Source organism: Macrococcoides bohemicum (assembly GCF_003259675.1).
Taxonomy (GTDB): domain Bacteria; phylum Bacillota; class Bacilli; order Staphylococcales; family Staphylococcaceae; genus Macrococcoides; species Macrococcoides bohemicum.
This window is the reverse complement of sequence record NZ_PZJG01000001.1, coordinates 85,445-110,496: the sequence shown is the minus strand read 5'-3', so window position 1 is coordinate 110,496 and position 25,052 is coordinate 85,445. Positions and strand designations below refer to the sequence as shown.

Annotated in this window: 32 protein-coding genes and 1 riboswitch; of the genes, 14 read left to right on the top strand and 18 right to left on the bottom strand. The window is 32.8% G+C overall.

The genetic code is table 11. The features are described 5' to 3' along the window. The first annotated feature begins 107 nt into the window (after positions 1 to 107). The 5 genes from BHX94_RS01315 (at position 108) to BHX94_RS01295 (ending at position 4,490) form a co-directional block, all read left to right on the top strand. Positions 108 to 1,238 carry a betaine/proline/choline family ABC transporter ATP-binding protein gene (locus BHX94_RS01315; protein ID WP_111744600.1) on the top strand — a complete coding sequence of 377 codons (1,131 nt, stop codon included), beginning with the start codon at positions 108 to 110 and terminating at the stop codon, positions 1,236 to 1,238. Positions 1,239 to 1,240: 2 nt separating this feature from the next. Then, on the top strand, positions 1,241 to 1,885 hold the full coding sequence (locus BHX94_RS01310; protein ID WP_111744599.1) for an ABC transporter permease: 645 nt from the start codon (positions 1,241 to 1,243) through the stop codon (positions 1,883 to 1,885). A 1-nt stretch (position 1,886) separates the two neighbouring features. Next, on the top strand, positions 1,887 to 2,804 hold the full coding sequence (locus BHX94_RS01305) for an osmoprotectant ABC transporter substrate-binding protein (protein WP_111744598.1): 918 nt from the start codon (positions 1,887 to 1,889) through the stop codon (positions 2,802 to 2,804). A 1-nt stretch (position 2,805) separates the two neighbouring features. Then, complete coding sequence (locus tag BHX94_RS01300) at positions 2,806 to 3,492, top strand: ABC transporter permease (protein ID WP_111744597.1); 687 nt, start codon at positions 2,806 to 2,808, stop codon at positions 3,490 to 3,492. 80 nt (positions 3,493 to 3,572) lie between these two features. Further along, entirely contained in the window at positions 3,573 to 4,490 is a 918-nt protein-coding gene (locus BHX94_RS01295) for a DUF6612 family protein (protein ID WP_111744596.1), read from the top strand. Positions 4,491 to 4,535: 45 nt separating this feature from the next. On the opposite strand, the gene BHX94_RS01290 is transcribed toward BHX94_RS01295, so the two are convergent. The 7 genes from BHX94_RS01290 to BHX94_RS01260 form a co-directional block, all read right to left on the bottom strand. Continuing rightward, positions 4,536 to 6,170, bottom strand: a complete 1,635-nt coding sequence (locus BHX94_RS01290) for a peptide ABC transporter substrate-binding protein (RefSeq protein ID WP_111744595.1) — start codon at positions 6,168 to 6,170, stop codon at positions 4,536 to 4,538. Between the two features lie 119 nt (positions 6,171 to 6,289). After that, positions 6,290 to 7,138, bottom strand: coding sequence for an N-acetylglucosaminidase (locus tag BHX94_RS01285; protein WP_111744594.1), 849 nt, complete (start codon positions 7,136 to 7,138; stop codon positions 6,290 to 6,292). A 103-nt stretch (positions 7,139 to 7,241) separates the two neighbouring features. After that, entirely contained in the window at positions 7,242 to 7,439 is a 198-nt protein-coding gene (locus tag BHX94_RS01280; RefSeq protein ID WP_096076080.1) for a DUF6440 family protein, read from the bottom strand. Then, entirely contained in the window at positions 7,439 to 7,762 is a 324-nt protein-coding gene (locus BHX94_RS01275; protein WP_157742161.1) for a general stress protein, read from the bottom strand. Before BHX94_RS01275 ends, BHX94_RS01280 begins: the two co-directional genes overlap by 1 nt. Before the next feature lie 87 nt (positions 7,763 to 7,849). Continuing rightward, positions 7,850 to 8,515 (bottom strand): YjjG family noncanonical pyrimidine nucleotidase, encoded by a 666-nt coding sequence (locus BHX94_RS01270; protein WP_111744593.1) that lies wholly within the window; start codon positions 8,513 to 8,515, stop codon positions 7,850 to 7,852. 101 nt (positions 8,516 to 8,616) lie between these two features. Next, complete coding sequence (locus tag BHX94_RS01265) at positions 8,617 to 9,759, bottom strand: 5-methyltetrahydropteroyltriglutamate--homocysteine S-methyltransferase (protein ID WP_111744592.1); 1,143 nt, start codon at positions 9,757 to 9,759, stop codon at positions 8,617 to 8,619. A gap of 626 nt (positions 9,760 to 10,385) precedes the next feature. Continuing rightward, the gene (locus tag BHX94_RS01260) at positions 10,386 to 11,036 is read right to left on the bottom strand and encodes an SDR family oxidoreductase (protein ID WP_111744591.1); all 651 of its coding nucleotides are present in this window, start codon (positions 11,034 to 11,036) and stop codon (positions 10,386 to 10,388) included. 119 nt (positions 11,037 to 11,155) lie between these two features. Here BHX94_RS01260 and BHX94_RS01255 point away from each other — a divergent pair, with 119 nt between their 5' ends. Further along, on the top strand, positions 11,156 to 11,680 hold the full coding sequence (locus BHX94_RS01255) for a GNAT family N-acetyltransferase (RefSeq protein ID WP_170120723.1): 525 nt from the start codon (positions 11,156 to 11,158) through the stop codon (positions 11,678 to 11,680). 67 nt (positions 11,681 to 11,747) lie between these two features. Here the strand turns inward: BHX94_RS01255 and BHX94_RS01250 are convergent, their stop codons facing one another. Further along, positions 11,748 to 11,969: a hypothetical protein gene (locus BHX94_RS01250; RefSeq protein ID WP_111744589.1), complete on the bottom strand. Its 222-nt coding sequence runs from the start codon at positions 11,967 to 11,969 to the stop codon at positions 11,748 to 11,750. Positions 11,970 to 12,137: 168 nt separating this feature from the next. On the opposite strand from BHX94_RS01250, the gene BHX94_RS01245 reads away from it, so the two are divergent. Together BHX94_RS01245 and BHX94_RS01240 are read left to right on the top strand one after the other, a co-directional pair. Further along, positions 12,138 to 12,617: a hypothetical protein gene (locus tag BHX94_RS01245; protein ID WP_111744588.1), complete on the top strand. Its 480-nt coding sequence runs from the start codon at positions 12,138 to 12,140 to the stop codon at positions 12,615 to 12,617. A gap of 9 nt (positions 12,618 to 12,626) precedes the next feature. Beyond that, entirely contained in the window at positions 12,627 to 12,839 is a 213-nt protein-coding gene (locus BHX94_RS01240) for a helix-turn-helix domain-containing protein (RefSeq protein WP_111744587.1), read from the top strand. Between the two features lie 17 nt (positions 12,840 to 12,856). Here BHX94_RS01240 and BHX94_RS01235 read toward each other — a convergent pair whose 3' ends face one another. The 5 genes from BHX94_RS01235 to BHX94_RS01205 form a co-directional block, all read right to left on the bottom strand. After that, positions 12,857 to 13,654: a thermonuclease family protein gene (locus tag BHX94_RS01235; RefSeq protein ID WP_111744586.1), complete on the bottom strand. Its 798-nt coding sequence runs from the start codon at positions 13,652 to 13,654 to the stop codon at positions 12,857 to 12,859. 118 nt (positions 13,655 to 13,772) lie between these two features. Further along, positions 13,773 to 15,080: a hemolysin family protein gene (locus tag BHX94_RS01230; protein WP_111744585.1), complete on the bottom strand. Its 1,308-nt coding sequence runs from the start codon at positions 15,078 to 15,080 to the stop codon at positions 13,773 to 13,775. 37 nt (positions 15,081 to 15,117) lie between these two features. Further along, positions 15,118 to 15,513: a MerR family transcriptional regulator gene (locus BHX94_RS01225; RefSeq protein ID WP_199798129.1), complete on the bottom strand. Its 396-nt coding sequence runs from the start codon at positions 15,511 to 15,513 to the stop codon at positions 15,118 to 15,120. Between the two features lie 612 nt (positions 15,514 to 16,125). Beyond that, entirely contained in the window at positions 16,126 to 16,428 is a 303-nt protein-coding gene (locus BHX94_RS13165) for an excalibur calcium-binding domain-containing protein (RefSeq protein WP_111744583.1), read from the bottom strand. A gap of 317 nt (positions 16,429 to 16,745) precedes the next feature. After that, complete coding sequence (locus BHX94_RS01205; RefSeq protein WP_242446634.1) at positions 16,746 to 17,636, bottom strand: helix-turn-helix domain-containing protein; 891 nt, start codon at positions 17,634 to 17,636, stop codon at positions 16,746 to 16,748. 53 nt (positions 17,637 to 17,689) lie between these two features. On the opposite strand from BHX94_RS01205, the gene BHX94_RS13160 reads away from it, so the two are divergent. The 4 genes from BHX94_RS13160 (at position 17,690) to BHX94_RS13155 (ending at position 19,523) form a co-directional block, all read left to right on the top strand. Further along, positions 17,690 to 17,923, top strand: a complete 234-nt coding sequence (locus BHX94_RS13160) for a GrpB family protein (protein ID WP_111744581.1) — start codon at positions 17,690 to 17,692, stop codon at positions 17,921 to 17,923. Positions 17,924 to 17,985: 62 nt separating this feature from the next. Continuing rightward, a complete protein-coding gene (locus BHX94_RS01195) occupies positions 17,986 to 18,567 on the top strand; it encodes a TetR/AcrR family transcriptional regulator (RefSeq protein ID WP_111744580.1) in 582 nt (193 codons plus the stop codon). A gap of 5 nt (positions 18,568 to 18,572) precedes the next feature. Continuing rightward, positions 18,573 to 19,115 carry a hypothetical protein gene (locus BHX94_RS01190; RefSeq protein WP_242446633.1) on the top strand — a complete coding sequence of 181 codons (543 nt, stop codon included), beginning with the start codon at positions 18,573 to 18,575 and terminating at the stop codon, positions 19,113 to 19,115. A 306-nt stretch (positions 19,116 to 19,421) separates the two neighbouring features. Next, a complete protein-coding gene (locus tag BHX94_RS13155) occupies positions 19,422 to 19,523 on the top strand; it encodes a GrpB family protein (RefSeq protein WP_170120721.1) in 102 nt (33 codons plus the stop codon). 404 nt (positions 19,524 to 19,927) lie between these two features. Here the strand turns inward: BHX94_RS13155 and BHX94_RS12760 are convergent, their stop codons facing one another. Beyond that, on the bottom strand, positions 19,928 to 20,083 hold the full coding sequence (locus BHX94_RS12760; protein WP_170120720.1) for a hypothetical protein: 156 nt from the start codon (positions 20,081 to 20,083) through the stop codon (positions 19,928 to 19,930). Positions 20,084 to 20,274: 191 nt separating this feature from the next. Continuing rightward, positions 20,275 to 20,469, bottom strand: coding sequence for a hypothetical protein (locus BHX94_RS01180; protein ID WP_111744577.1), 195 nt, complete (start codon positions 20,467 to 20,469; stop codon positions 20,275 to 20,277). 160 nt (positions 20,470 to 20,629) lie between these two features. Beyond that, a riboswitch (SAM riboswitch) is annotated at positions 20,630 to 20,731 on the top strand. 73 nt (positions 20,732 to 20,804) lie between these two features. Between BHX94_RS01180 and BHX94_RS01175 the strand changes: the two genes are divergently transcribed. Further along, a complete protein-coding gene (locus BHX94_RS01175; protein ID WP_096076057.1) occupies positions 20,805 to 21,047 on the top strand; it encodes a hypothetical protein in 243 nt (80 codons plus the stop codon). Between the two features lie 32 nt (positions 21,048 to 21,079). Here BHX94_RS01175 and BHX94_RS01170 read toward each other — a convergent pair whose 3' ends face one another. Beyond that, complete coding sequence (locus tag BHX94_RS01170) at positions 21,080 to 21,322, bottom strand: hypothetical protein (RefSeq protein ID WP_111744576.1); 243 nt, start codon at positions 21,320 to 21,322, stop codon at positions 21,080 to 21,082. A gap of 273 nt (positions 21,323 to 21,595) precedes the next feature. On the opposite strand from BHX94_RS01170, the gene BHX94_RS01165 reads away from it, so the two are divergent. After that, a complete protein-coding gene (locus tag BHX94_RS01165; RefSeq protein ID WP_133354547.1) occupies positions 21,596 to 21,814 on the top strand; it encodes a helix-turn-helix domain-containing protein in 219 nt (72 codons plus the stop codon). A gap of 79 nt (positions 21,815 to 21,893) precedes the next feature. Here BHX94_RS01165 and lacG read toward each other — a convergent pair whose 3' ends face one another. Next, on the bottom strand, positions 21,894 to 23,297 hold the full coding sequence (gene lacG, locus BHX94_RS01160) for a 6-phospho-beta-galactosidase (RefSeq protein WP_111744574.1): 1,404 nt from the start codon (positions 23,295 to 23,297) through the stop codon (positions 21,894 to 21,896). 18 nt (positions 23,298 to 23,315) lie between these two features. Next, entirely contained in the window at positions 23,316 to 25,052 is a 1,737-nt protein-coding gene (locus BHX94_RS01155) for a lactose-specific PTS transporter subunit EIIC (RefSeq protein WP_170120761.1), read from the bottom strand.

The following is a 25,052-nucleotide window of genomic DNA, read 5'->3' as shown; positions in this document are numbered from 1 at the left end:
TTTTATATATATATTATCAAACAATAGGGTATACAAACTTAATGAGCGTTATTTAGTCATAAACAAATATATTTATCTTGCAAAAAACAACAATTAGAGGTGACATTATGTTAGAAATCAACAATGTCTCGAAAGTGTATCGAGGCGGAAAGAAAGCAGTCAACAAACTAAACATGACGATCGAGAAAGGTGAATTTATCGCTTTTATCGGGACTTCTGGTTCTGGTAAAACAACCGCAATGCGTATGATTAACCGCATGATTGAACCGACAAGTGGTTCAATTGTATTGAACGGAAAGAACATTAAAGACATGAACCCGGTACAATTACGCAGAAATATCGGTTATGTTATTCAGCAAATTGGTTTACTCCCCCATATGACTATCCGTGAAAATATTACCCTTGTTCCAAAACTTCTCAAATGGTCAGAAGAAGACAAAAATAAAAAAGCAGAAGAACTGATTCAACTTGTAGACCTCCCCATATCTTATCTCGACATGTATCCATCACAACTGTCAGGTGGACAACAACAACGTATCGGTGTAATCCGCGCACTCGCTGCAGATCAGGAAATCATTTTAATGGATGAACCTTTTGGCGCATTAGACCCTATTACCCGAGATACCCTTCAGGATTTAGTAAAAGAACTGCAAGTCAAATTTAATAAAACATTTATTATGGTAACGCATGATATGGACGAAGCGATTAAACTTGCGGATAGAATCGTTATAATGAGCCATGGTGAAGTCATTCAGATTGATACGCCAAATAATATATTACGCAATCCGGCAAATGATTTCGTAAAAGATTTCATCGGAGAAAATAGATTAATCCAAACAACACCAAATATTAAAACCGTTGATGAAGCAATGAATAAGCCAATATCAATCACACCAGAAAAATCAATAGGCGAAGCGATTAATCTTATGAGAACAAAACGTGTAGATACACTGTTTATTGTAGATGAACAAAATGTGCTTGTCGGTTATGTTGATATTGAAGACTTATCAGAAGCACATAAAAAACATTTAAGTTTATCGCGCATTATGAACCACAATGTATATTTCGTACGTACCGGGGTTTACCTTCAGGATACTGTTCGAACGATACTGAAAAGAAACATACGCGTCATCCCTGTACTGGATAAACAAGATAAATTATTAGGTGTCATTACACGTGCCAACCTAGTAGATATCGTGTATGACACAATCTGGGGTGACGAGGAAGAGGAGGCATAAACATGATTGAATTTTTAAAGGAAAATCAAGCCGAACTCTTTACAAAGACGATCGAACATATCTCAATATCATTACTGAGCCTACTCGCAGCAATAATCGTTGCCGTACCACTTGGCATCTTACTTACGAAGTCTGATAAATTAGCGAAAGTTGTACTCTCTATCACAAGTGTATTACAGACCGTACCATCACTTGCGATACTTGCAATGATGATTCCATTCTTCGGTATCGGAACATTACCCGCAGTGATCGCGTTGTTCCTATATGTATTACTACCTATCTTAAATAACACATATTTAGGTATACAGTCTGTAAAAAAAGATGCGAAAGAAGCTGGACGTGCGATGGGAATGACATCTAACCAAATTCTCAGAATGGTAGAATTACCGCTTGCAGTACCAGTCATTATGAGTGGTATCAGGTTATCAGCAGTCTACGCGATCAGTTGGGCAACACTCGCATCATATATCGGTGCAGGTGGACTTGGAGACTTTATCTTTAATGGGTTGAACTTATTCCAGCCCAAATTAATTATTGCCGGAGCTGTCCTGGTAACGTTGTTAGCGCTAGTAACAGATTTAATTCTTGCAGTAATTGAAAACTACACGACCCCAAAAGGCTTAAAAGTATCAAAGGGGGATTTATAATATGAAATTAAAGTTTAAAAATATCGGACTGATTTTAAGTGCAATGGTAATTATCATTGTACTCACAGCTTGTTCTAATAAAAATGATACAGACAAAGTTAAAATTGCTTCAGTTTATACAACTGAAAATCAAATATTAGCACATATGATAAAGAAACTTGTAGAAAAAGATACAGATCTTCCTGTAGAAATAATCAATAATCTAGGCTCTGGTACTGTTGTACATCAAGCGATGGTTCGTGGAGATGCGAACGTATCAGCAGGACGATATACAGGTACAGATTTAACTGGTGCTTTAGGTAAAGATCCTATCACTGATCCCAAGAAAGCAAGAGAAGTCGTAACAGAAGCTTTTGAGAAAGATTTTGATCAGCACTACTTTGATTCATATGGTTTTGAAAATACGTACGCATTTATGGTAACGAAAGAAACAGCTAAAAAGTATCATCTTAAAAAAGTCAGTGATTTAAAGAATGTGGCTTCTAAGCTTAAAGCTGGTGTCGATTCTTCATGGATGAAACGTAAAGGTGACGGTTACGAAGGATTTAAAAAGAAATATGGCTTTGACTTTCAGAATACTAAGCCGATGCAAATCGGTCTCGTATACGAAGCAGTTAATGCAAACAAGATGGACGTTGTATTGGGTTATACAACTGACGGTCGAATTCAAAGTTATGATCTCCAAATGTTAGAAGATGATCTTCATTTCTTCCCACCTTACGACGCTAATCCTGTAGCTAGTAATGCATTATTAAAGAAACATCCTGAAATCAAATCAATATTAGAATCAATGAAAAATAAAATCTCAACAGAAGAAATGCAGAAGCTAAACTACGAAGTAGATAACAACTTAAAAGAACCTGCTGTTGTCGCTGAAGCGTATCTGAAAAAGCATAACTACTTTGAAGGAGGTAAATAAGATGGAAAAAATGAATGCATTCGAACAACTCATCCATTACTTCCAGGATAATGCTGGTTATGTATTTCAATTGTTTATCGATCATTTCTTAATAAGTATTTATGGTGTATTACTTGGCGCACTTGTTGGTATTCCGATCGGTATATGGATTGCTCGTCATAAACGTTTAGTAGCTCCCGTTATTGCTATAGCAAACATTATACAGACCGTTCCAGCGATCGCCCTACTCGCCTTGTTGATGTTAGTGTTAGGGTTAGGTAAGACGACTGTCATTACAACTGTATTCCTATACTCACTACTTCCTATCATCAAGAATACGTACACAGGTATTAAATCTGTTGATACACATTTAATTGATGCAGGTAAAGGGATGGGTATGACAAAACGCCAGTTACTGACAATGGTCGAACTGCCATTAAGTCTATCTGTCATTATTGCAGGTATTCGTATAGCGCTTGTTATCGCAATTGGTGTAACAGCAATCGGTTCATTTATCGGTGCACCGAGTCTTGGTGATATCATCATCCGCGGTACGAATGCAACAAATGGTACTTCAATCATACTAGCTGGTGCATTACCTACTGCTATTATGGCTGTATTAGCTGATATCATTTTAGGATTTATAGAGCGACGTCTCGATCCGATAAAACGTAATAAAGTGTTGAAACAAGCACCACAAGACAGATAATAATTTCCTTCTTAAGTCTTATTTTAATAAATTAAAGTTTTGTGCTATGATTTATTTAATGACTTAAGGAGGATTTTTCTATGAAATCAAAACATTTATTATCAGCATTACTTAGCACGACTTTAATTTTTGCAGCGTGTGGCAATGATTCTGCAGATAAAACTGAAGATAAAGCTAAGACTGAAGAAACAAAATCTAATACTGATAATCAAGCAACTGAAGAAGCTAAAACAACTGAAAGTAAAGAAACTACCTCTGACACAATAGAAACTACTAAAGAAAACAAAGATGCTGTAGACTTAATTGAAAAAGCAAAAGATGCAGGTAAAGATATTAAGAGCTATCACTCCTCTTTAAGTGCAGCAATGGAATCAGATGGAACTAAAAATAATGCAATGATTGATTTTACTTCAGATAGTAACAAAGTGACTAAAGTTGAAAATACTAATGATAACCAAAAATCTTTAATGTACTTATTTGATGATAAAGTTATTGTTAATCAAGATGGTAAACAATTTATTGATGTTACTAAAATTATGGGTAAGGAAGTCAAAAAACAAATTGAACAAGTTGAGTACAAATCATTTGTAAACTCATTAGATATTTATAAAAATGCACAATATAAAGAAACAAAAGATGGATACTCTTTAGCAATGACTTATAAAAATATAGAAGATTATAAAAAAGTTGCCAAAGATATTGGTGCGGATGACTTAGTTAAATCAATTGAGAAACAATTGAAAGATATTAAAGGTTCTGAAACAATATATTTTGACAAGAATCACTTAGTGAAATCCTCTAAAAGAGATATTGAAATGACAATTAAAGATAAAGTTATAAAAAATATAACGGATATCAGTTATGATAATTTTAATAAAATTGAAAATATCAATATTCCTGCCGATGTAAAAAATGCTAAAACGTATGAACAATATCAAAAAGAAATGCAGGACAAAATGAACAGTTCTTCTACTGAAACATCAACTGAAGCAAAATAATACACAAAAAAACTACCTTGAGGTTTTCCCTCAAGGTAGCTTTACTTATTTCTTGCCTTCAATGTAAGCTTCTTTATAGCTGTTTATTTCAGAGCTGTTTACGACAACGCCTTTCACATAGGGTTTATCCATATATGCTGATCCACGTTGAATTACTGGAATTAGAGCTGCGTCATCCAATAACATCGTACTTGCTTCACCTAATGCTTTCCAGCGCGCTTCAGGATCTTTCAGTAACGGACCTTTTGCATCTTCAATTAACTTATCGTAAGCCGGATTGTTATATCCAGTATTCCCTTCAGTAGATAAGAATAAATCCAGGAATGTCATTGGATCTGCATAATCCGGGAACCAGTTACCGTAAGAAATATCATACTGGCCTTTTCTCTCTAAGTCTAACTTTTGTTTAAACGGTTGTTGTTTAATCTTGATAGTTAATCCATCCAGGTTTGATTCTAATTGTTCTTTAAAATATTCAGCATCTCTCTTCGCTGTATCGATATCAACAGTTGATAACTCTAACTCTAACTTATCGATGCCCAAAGCGTCTTTTGCTTTCTTCCAGTTTTCTTTAGCACTTTCTCTGTCAAATTTTAAGTTTTCTCCACCAGCAATTTCAGAGAAATCTGTGCCATCTGGTCCTTTATAGACATCTTTTGGCGTTAATTGATTTGACGCTACAGAACCGTTATTTAAATTATTCTTCACGTACTTATCTTTATCAATAGATTTCGCTAATGCTAAACGTAAATCTTTATTCGATAATTCTTTCTTATGATCACCTTTATATGAAATTCTGAAGAATGATTGTGCAGCAGATAATTCAGTTTTAAAGTCTTTATTTGATTTATATTTCTCTACGTTTTCAGCAGATACACCAACTGAATCCACTTTACCTGTTTCATATAAGTTTAATCCAGTTTGCGCATCTTTAATCACTTTATAGTTGATTTCATCTAACTTCACTTTATCTTTATCCCAGTATTTATCGTTCTTAACGAGTTTTACGCTTTCTTCTGTTTTCCACTCTGCTATTTTAAATGGACCGTTGTATAACGTTGATTTTGCATCGATACCATATTTATCCCCTAATTTTTTTGCAAACTTTTCATTTTTAGGCTTATAAGTTCCGAATGCAAGTAGTCCTTTGAAATATGGCTGATTATTTTTAAGTTTAATTTCAAGTGTGTTATCATCGATTGCTTTAACACCAAGTTCTTCAGGTTTTTTCTTACCCTTGTTAATTTCCTGAGCATTCTCAATATCATACATAATAAAAGCATATTCTGAAGCAGTCTTAGGATCTACAACGTTTCTCCATGCGTAGACGAAGTCGTTCGCTGTAACAGGATCTCCATTCGACCATTTTGCATCTTTACGTAATTTAATTGTCCATGTCTTACCACCATCAGTTTCTTTTGGATCTCCTTCAGCTAATGCTGGAACTGGCTTAGTATCTTTATCTAAACGATATAATCCTTCCATAACGTTCTCATACATCTCGAAACTTACCAGATCAGTAGCCAGTGCTGAGTTCATCGATGGAATATCAGATGATAATACTAAATTTAATACTTGTTTCCCCTTACTGTCTTTCTCGCCGCTGCCCCCACTACATGCAGCGAGAATACTTGATAATACTAATACAAATGCAATTAACCATGAATAATTCTTCCTCATGCTTTCTCCCCCTAAATGAATGAAGTACTAACTTTAAACTTATTTTATATTAAAAATTCTGATAATTCAATCTTTTATTAAAATAAATTTCTATGCATAAAAAAACAGCAAGCTTAAGCTTACTGTTTGTAATAATAACGTGTAAAATATTTGCCTTCTAATTTTAATCTTTGATAGTCCTTTGCGATACCACGTGCGTTATGATGTGCCCAGCGTACATCTGTTGCATACTGGTGTTCACCAGGATGTAATGGATTGAAACGCATGCCGTATAAAGTATTTTGATGCTCTTTAGATATAAATTCATCCTTAATGAATTTAGTACCACCCATCACAGCTTTCTCAGGTGTATCCCATCCTTCTTTAAAAGCAAACTTCGCCGCTTCATTTACTGGATCATGATCATACGCGCCAATACCGAAGAAATTATAATATTTTTTATCCCCTTTACCAACGCGTCCTTTATCATCGACTTTAACACCACGAGCTAGCTCACTTTTACCTTTACCCGTTTCAAGTAACGCATGATTAACCAGATATATTTCATTGATATCTTCAATACGACTCGCTTTAGCAAATGTTGTACCGAGGCCATCTAAAGTTCCTTTCCCTTTAAGTAAGGTATTTAATTTAGCAGCAGACACTTTCTGACTCATGCCTAGATTTAAGAACTGGTAACGCTGTTCAGGATGGTGATAGTATTTTTTAGGATTTAAATAATTATCAATCTGTTTTTTCGTCGCATTTTTCCACACGACGCCATTAGAGAACTGAGCTGCACTTTTCATCTGTTGATTCAATGCAAATTGATATGAATGTGGCATTTCAACTTTATAATTCATCATCTTTCTTTCGTATTGTTTAATCAAATAACCTATCATTAAATAAATGATGAATGCAATGCCGCAAAGTATCAATAACAATATCATTTTATTTCTTTTTTCCTGTCGTTTAGTAATTTTCGCCATCGCGCACTCCTAATTTATTCTATTTAATTATTTATTATACTATGACTCTTTTTGTGAAATTAAACACATATAAAAAAGATGAGACCTAAGCCTCATCCATTCTCTATTTTGGATAGCCAGGCGCAAGTACAGGTTTACCTTCACTATCCAATATCGGTGTTAAACCGGCACCATAACCCATAGCAGCGTACAAATACTGCACACCTGTTTGTTCATCCGTAATGATATAAGTACTCATCATTTTTGAACCTTTATCTGAACCATCTTTAACATTTGAAAATCGTTTATCCTCACGAGACATTATTTTTCCCCCAGTGATTTAATAAATAGTAACATCTGTCCTGCATCGAGTGCTCTTTTGTAATCAATCTTTGAGATATTAGATAAATTTTCTGCTTCATAGTGATGACTGGAAACATCTTTACCTGTAAAAAATGCTTTAATCTTGTCCGGCATATTACCATCAGCACCAATATAGTTAACATCCTGATCAATTAATGCCAGCCCGTCTATCTTACTTTTAGAAACGATAAATAAATCACGCGTATCAATGCCTTCTTCTCTTAACTGTTCAATCTTGCCATGTAAAGGTTGTTCACTCGTGAAAGCATCTACAAATTTCACATTAATCTCCTCCCAAGCATTCTGTTAACTTACTATTCCCATAACAACTTATTATGAAACAAAACTTGGAAGCACACCTAAGAAGAATTAAATAATATTTTTAAGCTCTAATAAATTCTGGATACTATATTTCGCCTTACTATCTTTATTCGGACCGAAATAACAGGCATCAATACCAGCAATGATGGCACCATTAATATCTGAAGTTTCAGTATCACCTATCATAAGCACTTCTGATAAATCTGTAATATTTAATGATGCTATAATCACATCGAAAAACGCTTTTTGTGGTTTCTCGTATCCTACTGCTTCAGAGATAAATTGATGGTCGAAGTATGAAATAATATTTGCATCCGTCATGCGACGCATCTGAGTATGTAACACACCGTTTGTTGCTGAACAAATCGCATAACCTCTCGACTTTACGTACTCAAGAATTTCAACTGCATGTGGCACAAGCTGATGATTTTCAATGATACCGATTCTAAAAATATCCTCTTTCTCCTGAGGATTTACTTTAATCCCTTTCTCACTAAAGAACACTTCAAAACGTTTCGTCAGTACCTCCTGCTTTACAAGCTTACCCTCTTCAAGTAACCCCCACATCGATTTGTTAATCTCTGAATAACGTTTAAAGTTTTCCTCACTATCTTCAATGCCTTCAGATTGAAACACAGCACGAATCGCTTCTCTTTCACCTTTGCTGAAATCAAGTAACGTATTATCTATATCAAATAGAATATATTTGTACATTGCTAAACCTTCTTTGTTTTTTCTTCTATTATATTATAGTTGTCAATAATATCTATCGCCATAATAATAACCTAAGCATAGGCTTAGGTTATTATATAGGTTTATTTAACTAAAGAATCAGCAAACACCTCTTCACTAATCTCTTTTATCAGCTGCAGTTTCTTCCATTGATCTTCTTCTGTAAGAAGATTACCTTCCTCTGTAGAAGCGAAACCACATTGAGGGCTTAAACTTAAACGTTTAAGAGGGATATATTTCGTTGCTTCCTTAATTCTTTCTTTAATTACTTCTTTATCTTCAAGCTCTGGAAATTTCGAAGTAATAAGACCTAATACCACTTTCTTTTCTCCACTTACTTTATTTAACGGCTCAAATCCACCTGCTCGTTCTGTATCGTACTCTAAATAATAGCCATCGACATTTTCTTTACCAAATAGTTCTTCAGCTACTGCTGTATATGGTCCACTTGATGCATAATCAGATTTATAATTACCACGACAGACGTGTGTATTTATGATTAAATCATCAGGACCATTGGCTATGACGCGGTTATTAATCTCTAAGATTTCCTGAATCAACGCTTCGCTAGATTTATCCGTACCACCACCTTGTCCATGAATTTTGTCACGGATTTCTTTTGAAATATGAATGCCCCAGGAACAGTCATCCAGCTGTAAAACTTTTAATCCTTCTTTATGTAAGTCATCGATTACCTGTTTATATGTTGAAACGATATCATCATATAGCTCTTTTTTGTCTGGATAGACAGCATCTACTGTCTCTTTTACACCAGGTCTTGTTAATTCAACGAGTAATTGCGCAGGTGCAGGAATCGTTTGCTTTACCGTTAAATGACTCGGTGCGTTATCTCTTACAAATTTAAAATGCTCAACGAACGGATGATCTTTACCGTTAATTTTATCAATGAACTTTACTGAATCACTACGCGTTTCTATATTGTTAAACTGATAACCATGATCTAGAATCTGTTGTTCGATGCCATTGAATCCAAAGAAGAAATCCAGATGCCAGTAGCTACGTCTAAACTCACCATCCGTCACTGTTTCATAACCTAACTCATCTATTTTTTGAATTAACTTTATGATTTCTTCATTTTCAACTTTTGTCAGTTCATCTTGCGTAATTTCGTTATTTTTAAATTTTTCACGCGCCACTTTTAATGCTTCAGGTCTTAAGAAACTCCCTACGTAATCGAATTTTGGTTGTTTGATTGTATTTGTCATATTGATCATCCTCCGGTAAGTTTAATTTTTTGTTTATATATACTTGCATGTCGTACATATCACTATCAGCCATAATAAAAAACCCCACACTCCTTTACACTTTAGTAAAGGGTGAGGGGTTTCCCACGGTACCACCTTTATTCATATCGCCATCACTGACGATACCTCAATGAGTACAAATAATACTCTGACGTTGATAACGAGCGCCAATTCTCGGACATAACCTACTAGAATACGTTCAGCATGCAACTAAAGAGGCCATTTTCAACTTAGTTCAAACACTCCATCTCACCACCTGAAGCTCGCTGTAGAAATTCGTAAGTTTACTTTCCTCTGTACGTTTTGTAATTATTGAATTAATACACATTATAAGAACGATAGTTTTATTTGTCAACAACAATTCTGAAAATTCTTATTTTTTAGTTAGTTTTGTGTTATTGATTGACTGGATGGTAGTTTATTACTTTTACTGCGCGCGTTCGGTTTGGTTCGCGCAAATTTTGTTAGATTCTTACTTTTGCTGCGCGAGATTTCATGGAGTTGTTTACTTTTTTATACAATTAGTGCCCACCTCCAAAACGAAGTGGGCAATAATTTACTATATTTACCACAGAATTGCTATCACCTTATAATCTAGCAATCGCATCCGCAATCGCTGTATCTCCATTAACCACTTGAAACTCTTTACCGATTGTATTGTCATTCTCAATAACCGTCTTCAAGACTTCGGCAACGTCTGCTCTTGTAATCTTAGCCACTTCTACTGTTTTCGCAACTTTAACATTACCAATTTCAACATCGTCGGATAAGATACCCGGATGTACAATTGTATAATCTAAACCAGCATCTCTTAATACGTTATCTGCATAATGCTTTGCAACAACATAAGGTCTGAAATCAGAATCAGCTTCTTGAATTGCTTTGCGTGTTGTATCAAACGAGCTTACCATTACAAAACGTTTGACACCAACTTTCTTAGCTGTATCTATCGTTTTAACAGCAGCATCAAGATCTATCAGCATTGTTTTATCAGCACCTGTACTTCCACCAGAACCTGCTGTAAATATTACGCTGTCGACATCTTTAAATACACTTTCATATACCGGAAGATCATCTTCTAAATCTAATATTCTCGTTTCGACATTTAATCCATCAAAATATGGCTTTTGTTCCTCTTTACGAATGACCGCGATAGGTGTTACATCACTATTCTTCGCTAACTTCTCAACAAGTTGTTTACCTACCTGTCCATTTGCTCCGATAATTAATGTGTTCACTAAAAATCACCCTTTCGAATTTGTACCCCCATTGTACAGCACACAATACAAAATTCAATTTATCTGTTTATATTTCTAATTATCTTTTGTATCATAAATAATAAAAGGAGATTATCATCTTGTCTAAACTCAAACTCGTTCGACCTACACTACAATATAAAGAAGATATCTTAAAATATCAGCAAGAATTTAATGCAACAAAAGAAGTGATCCACGGTTCGTCGTCACTCCATAAGTTTAACGATTTCGACGAGTGGTTTAATAAAGTACAAAACAGTGATAACCTCGAACGTATTCCTCATGGCATGGTACCTGCAACACAATTCTTATGTATACATGAAGATAATAAAATAGTCGGCATGGTAAATATCCGACACTACCTCAATGAATATTTATTACAAATTGGTGGGCATGTCGGTTATTCTGTCCGACCAGATGAAAGAAGAAAAGGTATCGCAAAATGGATGCTTAAAGAAAGTCTAAAGTTCTTAGCTGAAAAAGAAGTTGAGCGTGCGTTAATTACATGTGATGTCGATAATATTGGTAGCAGAAATACGATACTCGCGAACGGCGGGAAATTTGAATCCGTTGTTCATGATGAATATGATGATATTGATGTTGAACGTTTCTGGATTGATATTTAATTTTTACTTTTAATTTAGACATAAAAATAGAGGAATCCCACATAATCGAACGGTGGTTCTTCTTTTTCTATTTCTTCGGATTTCTTCCTTCGTCTCTATTGATGAATATATTTGCGATTCTGCCTAATATATCGTTATTAAAGTCCGCTCCACCAAAGGCAGCTTTTGCATAAGTATCATCTTCTCTACCTTTTAAGCCTGGTGTATCAAAATTCGTATTGCCTGTGCGACCTGCAGAATTGTGTTCACCATGATGTTTCGGTGGCCAGTTATTATTCTTCTCAGTCATAACACATTCTCCACTACAAATAAGATATATCTCTCAAATATATTATACCATAAAAAGAGATTAAAACATAAAATGTAAATATCATTTATCGAAAAACGATAATTTTTATTGTTATTCGATAAATTTAATGTTATATTTTTATTGTAAAACGATAAAGGAGAGATTGATATGAATAAAAGCATTGCATCATTAAAATTTACAAAGTATTTCGTTCTATTCACAATTTTCATCACACTTCTAACAACATTTCTGACAATTACAGATTTCTTATCAAGCCCCATTAGTACTGATCTATGGACCTTTACAAATCGTGGTTTATACTACTTTTTGGTCTATATTACTCAATGTATAATGTTATTAACAATATTAATAAATACATACCAGCTTATGAAAAAAGTTGACGTTGCAGATTATTTTAATACGATCAATCATGATAAGTTATTCCTTATTGCGACATTAACAATATCATTTGGTGCATTTAATTTGGTTAAGAAATACCTGAACGTACCGGTAGAATATTTAATATTATTAGATACTACGGTAGAAACAAATCTGTTATTATTTATCTTAGGTATCGTCATTATTACCTCATTATTTATCTATGAAGCATCAAGTAAAATTAAAGAAGAACATGACTTAACGATATAGGTGTACACGATGATCAAAATAAAGTTAGATGAAGTTTTAAAAGAACGTAATGTTTCTTTAACAGAGTTATCAAATGCAGTTGATGTTACCATTGCAAATCTTTCAATCTTAAAGACCGGAAAAGCAAAAGCAGTGCGTTTCAGTACTTTAGAAGCAATATGTGATTATCTTGATTGTCAGCCTGGTGATATTATCATTAATGAAAAGAAGGTATCTGAATAATTTCAGATACCTTCTTTCTAGTTATTTGCCATCCAGCTTTGATACTTAATACTTGATGCTTCACAACCCATTCTATCTTTATCACGATCAAACTTTGGTTGATATGAAATATGACTATCCGTAATACCATATGGATAATATTTTTTCACCGCCGTACAATTAGCTAGCACTTTAGGAGCACCAGCTTTATAGCGAGAAGTTGGATACCCAACTCGAGATGGTGTTGGTGCTTTCTTTACGGCAGGCTTGGTTGGTGTACTGACTAAATTTGAGCCACTAGCACTTGCCTTCCCCTCTTTATAAACAAACCCTTCACCTAATGGATTTACATAACCTTTAATTGACCATATTTTATAATGCTTCTGTTTCGCATAAGATTCATTTGTCTTTAATAAATTTAAGTAATATTTCTGTGTATATACGTAACCCACACGCGCATAACCATAACGCACCATTTCTTTATTAACTAATTTGCCGTTTGCATAAAGATATACAAGATGACGACCGTACTTATCTAACTTCTGGCTGTTGTCATACTGAATTTGGAGTTTCCCGTATCTTATATAATTCTCTAAATATTTTGCTGCTTCTTTCGCATAAGGTTGAACAGGTTTTCTCGGATCCTTTGATTCTGGTGTGTCAATGAGTAACATACGAATCTTAATCGTCTTTTTACCAAGTTTTACGTACGCTGTGTCACCATCAACCACTGAAACGTATTGGACATTGTATTTCGATGACAATGCCTGTGATTCTTTTTGTGGAACGAGGATAAATAATAAAATTATTGCAATAAACATTTTTAACACTTTCATAAAAATTCCCCCAAATGAAATAATCTACTTAAAGTAAGTATATATGATTTATTTGTAATTGGGGTAAATATTTCTAAAAAAAAAACAGTACTTAAAAATAAGTACCGTTAATTTACTACTATTCTATTGGTTCATCTGATTTAAAAACTTCAATTTCCTCTATATGATTACCATCTCTTTTAATAATTTTAAATAGATAGTTATCATGATAAATCTCATCTTTATTTTCACTGATAAATGATAACATCCAGCCACCGATAGTGTCGACATTATCTACATCAAATTGAACACCTAAAAGTTTTTCTACATCACTAATCAATACACTAGAATGCATCTTATAATGATTATCATCCATTCTAATTATCTTTTCTTTCTCATCAGCATCAAATTCGTCACGGATTTCTCCGACAAGCTCTTCGATGATATCTTCTATAGTAACCAATCCACTTGTACCACCATATTCATCCATTAGAATTGCTAAGTGTACTCGATTTGCTTTCATCTTATGTAGAAGTTTAGTTAAAGCTACTGTTTCAATTTCTCTCATAACTGGATGGATATAATCAGTTAATTGCTTCTCTTGTATAATCTTAATATCTTGTAATGTTAAATCAATAAAATCTTTTATATGAACATAACCTACAATATTATCTTTATCAATTTCATATACCGGATATCTTGTATAACGTTCGTGCTGTATCATTTCTATGACGTCAATAATATTATCATTTATATCAATCGCAATAATTTCATTTCTTGGTGTCATTACTTCTCGAGCAACTTTATCATCAAACTCAAATGCGTTATTAATTACTTTAAGCTCATTGATATTGATTTCACCAGATTGATAACTATCTGCAAGTAACATACGTAATTCTTCTTCAGTATGGGTTAATTCATGTTCTCCTACTGGTTTAATACCGATTACTTTCAATAATAATCTTGCTGAACCATTTAATAACCAAATAAACGGATAAAGTATCCTATAGAAGAACATTATCGGTTTACTAAACGCTAATGTCACTGCTTCTGCTTTCTGTATCGCAATTGTTTTCGGAGCTAACTCACCCACAACTACATGTAAAAAAGTAGCGATAATGAATGCAGCAACTAAAGTAAAGATATGAATTAAATCAGTTGGTATACCCATTATCTCAAACATAGGATGAAGGATAAATTCAAAAGTCTTTTCCCCAACCATACCTATACCTAATGCTGTAATTGTAATCCCTAATTGACAAGCACTTAAATATTCATCTAAATGATTTACTACTTTACTAGCAGATAAAGCGCCTGGCTTGCCTTCATTAACAAGCTGATTTAATCTTGAATGTCTTACCTTGACGATTGCGAATTCTGTTGCGACGAAAAATGCGGTTAAAATGATTAGTATCGTAAATATAATTAAATTTATAGTTGTTTCCAATAATATATTCTGTCAAATGACAGAATACTCACCTCCATTAATTTTGTATAAATAATAGTAATGCTTTAATCAAAGCTAAATCTTTCTTGGCTAAAGATCTTGCTTCAGTTATATCTTCTGATTGTGCAATATGTTTAATATCATGTTCTAATTGATTCATCTTTAATCTTAAATCTTGAATATCTATGACTTCATGTGATGTAAATTTATTTTTAATTTCATTTAAATGCATACCTTCTTGCTTAAACCGTTCAATTTCTTTAATCCTATCCACCATGCCCCTTGAATAATATCTATAGTTCGATTCACTTCTATTAAATTCTAATAATCCAAGATTGGTGTAATAATCCACTGTTCTATTTGTTACACCTGCTAATTTAGCAAGTTCGCCTATTTTTAATATATCCTTCCCAATTAGCTCTCCTCCATCCAAACCATCACGTGATAGTTTATATATTATAGAAATTTTATTCGGACCACAATAAATATGTATAAATATGTGCAAAGTATAGTTAAAATTGTGATTATTTTCGACATAAATAAAAAAACACCCTTTACAGGTTGCAATAATTAACGTGCTGGTATAAGTCTATCTTCTTACCATCAAATTCTACTCTAACCTTGAATATATTGATTGTATATAAACTTTACAAATCTATTTTTTACCATCAAAATAAAAATATAACAACACTATGAGGTGGTAATAATGAATCCATTTTATCTATTTTTAATATTATCCTTAAACTTATTCCTTGGTTTTTTCATAAAAGAAAACGGATCCGATATTATGTTCCATTTGATCATGAGTAACCTCTTTGCAGCATTTTTGTTCTCTGACGAAAAGAAAAAACAAACTTTATTATCAAAAGATTACTATAACTATATTTTCATCCATATAATCTATAGTGTTATATGCGTAACGATCCTTAGTTTTTATTTTAATTTTTGGATGAAAATCGGATTATTCTTAATGCTATTTATTATTGTTACTGCTTATCTAAAATATATTAAAAATAAATAAGCCCTGCATTTGCAGGACTTAATATTAGTTTTTTGCCATCCAAGCTTTAAATACCATATCTTTTGCTTCGCATGCCATTTTGTCTTTATCACGATCTAACCCTGGACGGTATGATTTATGATTGTATGTCACACCGTATGGATAATATTTATTCAAATCTTTACATTTACCGAACTTTAAAGGTGCACCTTTTTTATATTTAGAAGTTGGGTATCCAGCCTTTGTAGCTGCTTTTACTGTATGAGAATCATTTACAGTATCAATTTGTGAAAATGGTAAGGCTACTGATAATAAAGCAATTGATGATAATACTTTAAAAGTCTTCATGTTTTATCCCCTGTCTGTACTATAATTACATATATATGTTAATTATATGTAAACATATTTATTAGGTGATGTAAATAACCATTTATACTTATTTTTTACTTTCTTTTGTTTCTCCATAAATCTCGAGAAAAACAACAAGTCCAACGAATGTTACCGTAATAAATGTATTAGCATAGAGCAAATCTATCACTTCAAAAATTTTCAAGTCATAATCAAATATATAGTGACCTAACCAATATATAAACTTTGATAGGAGAATTATATAAATTAAACCAATACAAAAATTGATAAATTTCAATTCAAAGTTTCTAATCATATTAACTCTCCTCAAAATCCAGATTTATTGGTATTGAAGGCAAATCTTGTGGCTTAGTTAATGTGTCTGTACTAGGTATAGATAGATCTACTTCTTCTACCTTAAACTGATCGATCCATACTTTACCATTACCTAATAGCATTACACCAAAATGCATTGATGCTGCACTTTCACTAACGTCGAGTACGACAGAATAATAATTCCATTCATTTGTACCGATAATTGCTCTATCCATCATATTATCAAACTGCAGTATATCGTATTTTGCATCATCAATTCTAGCCCAGACGCCACATTTATCAACCACTTCTGTCTTAATAAATGCTGAGAATTTCACACGCTTATTAATAAAAGATTTTGCAGAGATACTTTGCATTAATGTACCAAAAGTATTCTCATTAAATGTTGCATTATCATTTATTGAACATAATAAAGCTGATTTTTGGCCACTATGAAATACTTTTGCATCCAATCTTGTTTCGTAAAGATGAGGTGCCGTCCCAGTCATAATCCATCCCTTAATATTTTCTGAAGTCATCACTTCTTCCTCCTTGTTAGCATTTGTTAATCCACTCATCAATTTTCGATATTTACCTGGTGGTAAGCCGTACACTGATTTAAACCTTCTCGAGAATGCTTCCTGTGATTGAAAGTTCAGTACAAATGCCAGATCGATAATGCTAATATCGGTATACAATAAATATTGTGAAGCATAAGCAATACGCCTACTTAAAATATAGTCATAAAATGTATAACCAGTCGCTCTCTTGAACATTCTCATCAAATGGAACTTTGAATAACCTGTGCGCTTTACATAATCTTCTAACGTATAATGTTCTAGTAAGTTTTCCTCAACAAGTTCAATAATCTGATTGATATTATCCTGACTCAATATGTATCACCTCATAAATATTGTAACTGTTACCTGCGATTTGTTTTTGATAAATGTTGCTGTATTATAATATTAAATCAATTTTAAGTTGGAGATCTCCAATGCGCAAACTAAAGGTTGTCCCGTATAATTCTGAATGGCCAAACATGTTCCAAAATGAAAAGATATCATTAGCTCAAATTCTGAAAGATGAACTTATTAGTATCTATCACATCGAAAGTACATCAATACCTACTCTTAAAAACATAATTCAACTGAACTCCATATCATATTATTTTCTTTTTTAATACACATGTATTAAAATAAGATTATATTATTTAATACATGTGTATTAAAAAGGAGATTGACAATGCCGAAAATAGTAAATCATGAAGCTAAAAAGCAACTAATATTAGAAATTGCCTATCATAATATACAGGAACTCGGTAAACAAGGCACATCTGTTAGAAGTATAGCCAGTGCGGCGAAAATGACACCTGGCCAAATCAGATACTACTTTCCTAATCAGTCTGCATTACTTTCAGAAATACTAAATATGCTTACTGAATCAATTGAATCAAATATCAAAGCAATATTTATGGACCGAAACATACCTCTTGAAAAACGCATTGTCGATGCGATATTACTAACAATGCCGCTCGATAAGAAAAGGACTGCGGATATGCTTGTGTGGTTAGCGGTACAAGAAGAAAATAGCACAATTGATGAAAACACGATGAGTGATGAAATCTACGTATTAGTACAAAAATCATTTGAACTCCTGCATCAAAATAATAAAATAAAGCTTTCAATCGACAAAGAAAAAGCCATCACAAAACTGCATGCTTTAATTGATGGATTAGCGTTACATAAACTTTATCAGCCGAAACAATTATCAAACACTTTAGTAGAACAAATCATAACGGAAGAAATTCAGTCATGGATGGAGTGAGTAAAGTGAGTATCATCATAACATTAATCATTGCAGCTGAAATTCTATTTTGGGTATTCATAGTTCTCGGATTAGTAACAAGATATATATTTCATAAAGAAAAATTCAGTATGTTATTATTATCATGTACAATACTAGTTGACCTATTTTTAATTATCGCTACAACATTCAATCTATACCAAGGTGGAACAGCAGAAATTGCACATGGTATCGCTGCTGTATACATTGCTATTTCAATTGTATTTGGTAAAGACTTTATCAATTGGGCAGATGAAAAATTTAAAGTATTATACTTAAAAGAAACACCTCGCCAAAAAATATACGGAAACCAATATGCAAAGCAATACTTAAAGAGTTTTTTTAAACACATCATTGCATTTCTTATCGCATATGGGCTTATCTACCTGATGCAGGTTGTTGCAAACAATCCGTCTTCTCTGAATAATTTAATGGGCGTAATACGTATATGGAAGATTGTCCTCATCATCGATTTTATCATCACAATGAGCTACTTTATTTGGCCGAAGAAAGCGAAATTAGATACTTGATAATTATTGAAACAAAATTAATAACCGGATCAAATTATTAAAGTATTTGATCCGGTTATTAAATTTACATAAAACATTGTTTTAACACTTTGAAAGCTTTATATTTTACACCACCATATATAAAGTTCTGCTTACTTGGTTCATTATTTATTCATTCAGTTACATCTATACACTTGTCTAATTCACTTATCGCCTTTGTTGATTGAAGTTCAATAATACTACTTCCATAGGAGAAAATGGCTTCCCTAAGCGACGATATTTTCAAAAAGGTGGGGATAATAGAACAATCATCTGCACATCTATGAATTGGATGACTTTAATATTACAAGACATATTGCATTTCGGGATTATTTAATCGCACATCCAGAACAAGCCAATCGATATGCAGAGAAAAAAAGCGTTAGTTAATCAAAATGCCACTGACATAGAAGCATATATAGAAGGCAAAAATGATCTCGTAAAAGAATTAGAGGAACATGCGATTGATTGGTATGAAAAATAATATAAAAAAATCACTTTTTTTCTAAGAAACTAACAATTTTTAAAAAATAAGGCAGCCATATTGCTATGACTGCCTTACGTTACTTATCTTTCTTTTTATTTGTGACTGGGAATAGGACTAAGAATAAAATAGGCAGCATAATGATGATCCAAAAATACCATTCCAAAAGGGCTTCCTCCTAAATTATCACAAATTGTATTTCATCTCATAATATATCATAGAGAAGAAGAATTTAAAATTAATAATACCATTAGTCTATTCATCACTATAAATAAATGAGATTTCCTAACAGTTCTTATAAAATGATTCATTAATTTAGCTCATCATCAAAGTCATGCGCATAATCATATTTAAATTCCTGCTTAATCCACGCAATAAGCGCTGTATCTTCAGAAATGACATCAATGAAAAACGGACTTAATCGAATAAATGTTTTATCATTATACAGATAACTAAAAAATGGCATCTTTTCTTTCCTTTTATGATATCTCACGTAATTGATCGCATCTTCTAACGGTAATCCTTTAATACTAATATGCGTAAAACCCTTCTTTAATTCTTCATTATAGACGATATACTCATTGTACCTTTTGATATCAATAATCTTTCCTAACCCATAATGCTGTGCATTAATAGATACAGTATTCTTTCAGATCGTTACGACTGTCTTCCGTTCTCAATATGTGTCGCTAAATTCTTAAAGTACATCGGCATACCGATCATTAGCAGTATCCCTGCAATGAGTCCATGAAAACTATCTGGTTTAATATCATAAATTAAAGCATACCCGATGAATATAAATCCTGTAATACAGAGCACTGCACCTAGAAAAAGTTTATAACATGATTTCATTACTTTTATCTCCTCATTTTCTTTTTATTATACTATCTCAATCCATGTACTTGACCTTAAACTTACCTTAAAAATATGACTCAAAAATTATTACAAAATGATTTCAAAGGGTTCTGAATAAAAAAGTATGTTATAATTAACTTACAAAAAAATAGCTCGTATCTTATTCAGAGTAGGTGGAGGGACTTGGCCCTATGAAACCTCAGCAACAGGCTTATGCACTGTGCTAATTCCAACAAGATGATGTCTTGAAAGATAAGAAGTTCTTACTTAAGCTCTTCTTTCTTTAAGATGAGCTTATTTTTATTGTAAAAACGATTTAAGGAGTGTTTATAATGAGAACAAGAGCAGACGTATTAGCAGAACTCGTAGAGGTACAAATGAAGAAACCAAACAGCTGGTCATCAAGTATGGCAAGAACTGGTAGAATCTCTCAGCTTAAAAGTGAATTAAATGAATTAGATGCAGCACATTCTACATTTGAATCAAAACCTGAAGAACCAACGATTAATAATGAAAATCGAAAAATTGAATTTGTTATTAACGGTTATAAAGTAACAGTAGAACCGCAGTATTAATGAAAGTGCCTATCAAGCGATAGGCGCTTTTTTTAGTATTTCATCTGATTGTTATATGCAGTCATAAAGAGTAATCCCTTTTTAGTTACTTCAACATTAAGTAAAGTTTTGAACACATTATCATCGATTAAGACATTGAACCTGAATTCCACTAAGCCCATCTCAAGTAGGATGAATATGATGTCGTCTTCTTTAAAGTGACCGTAATAGTCTGCATCTGGGTGATCAGTTAATGTTACTAAAATCTTATGTATGCGACCAAGCTCAAAATCCACAGCGTCACCTCCTTTGTATCATGATAAATTAATCATAATATGGGAGTTAATACATCAATTAAAAATTTCTAATTTGGAAAATTCGCACAAAAATTTTTGAGAAAGCATATAATAATTTAGTAAAAGACATTATCAAAACGCAATATTCAAAAGACAATAACTTTACATTATAATATAAATTTTCATAAAAAAGTGGTTATTTTCCGAGTTGGAAAATAACCACTTTTTCATTTTATTCTTTGTTAATTTCACCTAAAAAAGAGGTGGAAAATATTGAATAACGCAGACATAGCAAAAGCGATAAAATACCATAGAGAAAACCTAGATTATACATCCAAAGAAATGGCACAGCTATTAAATATCGGATTATCAACATACTCAAAGTTAGAAAATGATGAACGTAATATTACTGCTGTTGATCTGTATAACATCAGTAAAATATTTAATATGACGATGGACGAAATCATAACGAAGCAAGGAAGGAGGAAATAGATTATTGGTTTAATGTTTATATATCAAAAGACAAATGGCGTTGCCTACCTAACAACTCCATTTGTAACTTTCGGAATCTTTATTTTATCATTTTTGAATCTGCTAATTCTTTATACCAGTGTGCACTCTTTTTAGGATATCTTTCCTGTGTTTCAAAGTCTACATAGAATAAACCATATCGTTTTTCATATCCATTAGACCAAGAAAATACATCCATCAGTGACCAGATAAAATATCCTTTGACATTAGCACCGTCTTCAATAGCATCAGCGATTACTTCCAGATGTTTTTTAACATAATCAATTCGCGCATCATCATATACAGTTCCATCTACAAATTCATCTTTATATCCTAATCCATTTTCAGTGATATAGATTTTTTTATAGTTTGGATAATCTTTTTTCACGCGCATAATTTGATCGTATAAACCTTGTGGGTAAATCATCCAATCCCAATCAGTTCTAGGGACATCTATATCAAATTCTCTTTGTCCTACCCCTTTTAATTGATATTTAGATCCACCTTTATTGCCTTTAGAATTATGAGTGATTTCTGATTCGCCGTCAAATCCCCTCATCCAATCACTCATATAGTAGTTAATTCCTAAGAAATCATTTAAGTCTTTAGCAGCATCTAGTTCTTTTAAATCTTCATCTAAAATTTCCAGTTTACCACCATTTACTTTAAGAATGTGATTGACACCTTCCATTGTGTGATCAGAATATTGACCAAGATATGTTGCATCTAGAATAAATTTATTATGAATAATATCTTCTAATTCAGCAGCACGTACATCTTCTGGATTTTCTGGATCATACGGATATTTTGTTGGCAAGGCATGCACGACACCTATCTCACCTTCATAGCCATTATCTTTAAATAATTTAACTGCTCTCGCATGTGCTACCATCATATTGTGATGTGACTGAAATACTTTTTCAAAATCATATTTTATGCCTGGAGGAAACTTACCAACAAGATACTGTCCATCACCAATAGGGCCTATTTCATTAAAAGTAGTCCAATATTTTACTTGAGTAAATGTTTCGAAACAAAACTTAGCATAATCTACAAAGTGTTTCACATTTTCTCTATTTAGGAAATCACCATTTTTATGCAAAACTTCAGGTGTATCAAAGTGATGTAATGTAACAAATGGTTCCACATTTCTCTTTAAACACTCATCGAATAAATTTTGATAAAATTGAATGCCTTTTTCATTAACTTCTCCGTATCCTTGTGGAAAAATTCTTGACCATGCAATTGATATTCGTATACCATTTACTCCAAATTTTTCACTTAATTCTAAATCAATTGGATATTTATTATAAAAATCACTTGCTGGTTCAGCAGTATACCAATAATTCTCTTCCAAATAGGTATCCCAAGCTACTCTCCCTTTTCCATCAGTATTTGTCGCACCTTCTGCTTGATACGCTGCTGTTGCTCCTCCAAAAATAAAATCTTCAGGTAACTTTTTCATAAACAATAGATCTCCTCTCTAAGATTTGAATTGATCTTCAACGAATTCAACTGCACCCTTACCATCACGAGTTAATTTGATATATTCTGCACCTTGTGTCTTCGCTAATTTAATACCTAATCTATCTGTATCGATTTTTATATCTTCATAATTTGATGCTACTTGTGGTGCTAAAATCACTAATTGATATTCTTTCATAATATCCATATGTGCTCCATAACTACCTGCTGCAGCTTTAATCGGTTTATCAAATTCAAGAGCAGCCTTATTTAAAGCATTTGCTAATAAACCACTTGTCCCTCCACCAGCACATAATACAAGTACATTTGTTTGTTCTTTTAATCCACTATCATTACTTAGATTATTTTCCGTATTAATAACATTTGCTTTATTATTTGTATTCTTTTCTAAAATTCCATCGGCTTTTGTTGTATCAAAATTTTCTTTAACTTTATCTCTTAAGTTATTTGAATTATCAACACCAGCTAATTCTTCTTCTAAAATTTGTTTGTCATAAACCTTTAGGAATGGATAGTAAATTAAAACATCCACGACTATTAATGTGATAGCAAGTACAAATGACCACATACCTAAACCTGTTCCCATTATAATCCCTAACGGACCAGGTGTTGTCCAAGGCAAGTTAACACTGAAACTGTTCATTCCTAATACATCTACGAAAAACTTGAATATCCAGACGTTTGCAATTGGTGCAAATACAAACGGAATAAAGAACACAGGGTTCAGTACTAAAGGAGCACCAAATAATATTGGTTCGTTAACACCAAAGAATGTCGGTACTGCTGAAGCTCTACCAATCGCTTTATTACGTTTAGATTTCGTCAGCCACATAAACATAAATGGTACAACTAATGTTGCTCCTGTACCACCCATTGTTACAATAAACATTTGCGTTCCAGATGTTAAAATTTTATCTGCATGCTCGCCTGCTTGTAATAATTGATAGTTTGTTTCAATATTCGCATAAGTTATTGCTGCAATAGCAGGTTCAACAATTGAAGGACCATGAATCCCAATAAACCAGAATAAAGCAAATGCTCCAAAGATAATTGTTATTCCAACGTAACCATCTGCTGCAGTGAACAGTGGTGCAAAGAATTTAACAATTGACTCAGCAACGTTTGTATTTAAGATTGCGCGGCTAAGTAAATCTAATCCATATAGTGTTAAAATAACAAATGAAAATGGAAAAATATCTTTAAATACTTGTGAAATATTTGGTGGTACTTCTGAAGGCATTTTAATTGTTATATTTCTCTTTACACAGAAATTATAAATAATTACTGTCACAAATGCTGCTAAGAAAGCAGTCATTAAACCCTTTGTGCCTAAAAATGCGCTTGAAAATCCTCCAACTTTAACAGCATCTGACGCTAGAAATAAAAATCCACAAATCGCTGCTAACATTGTTGATAAAAAATTAATTTGATTCGTACTATCTAGCTTTCTATTATAAGAATCTGTTAATGACTTAGCTGTCGTACCTGCCACTAATAATGCTATAACACCCATGGTGTAATGATAAGGTTTCATCAATATCATTTCAGCATTTTTACTCCATGTAAATCCAAAAACGTTAGGTACATAAGCAATTAATAAAAATATACTCGAAAATAGTATTACGGGCATAGCTGAAATAAATCCATCACGAATCGCTCTCAAATATATATTACGTGATAGCTTTTCAAATAATGGTTTTGCTTTCTCTATTTGCGCAATTAATTTATCCATTAT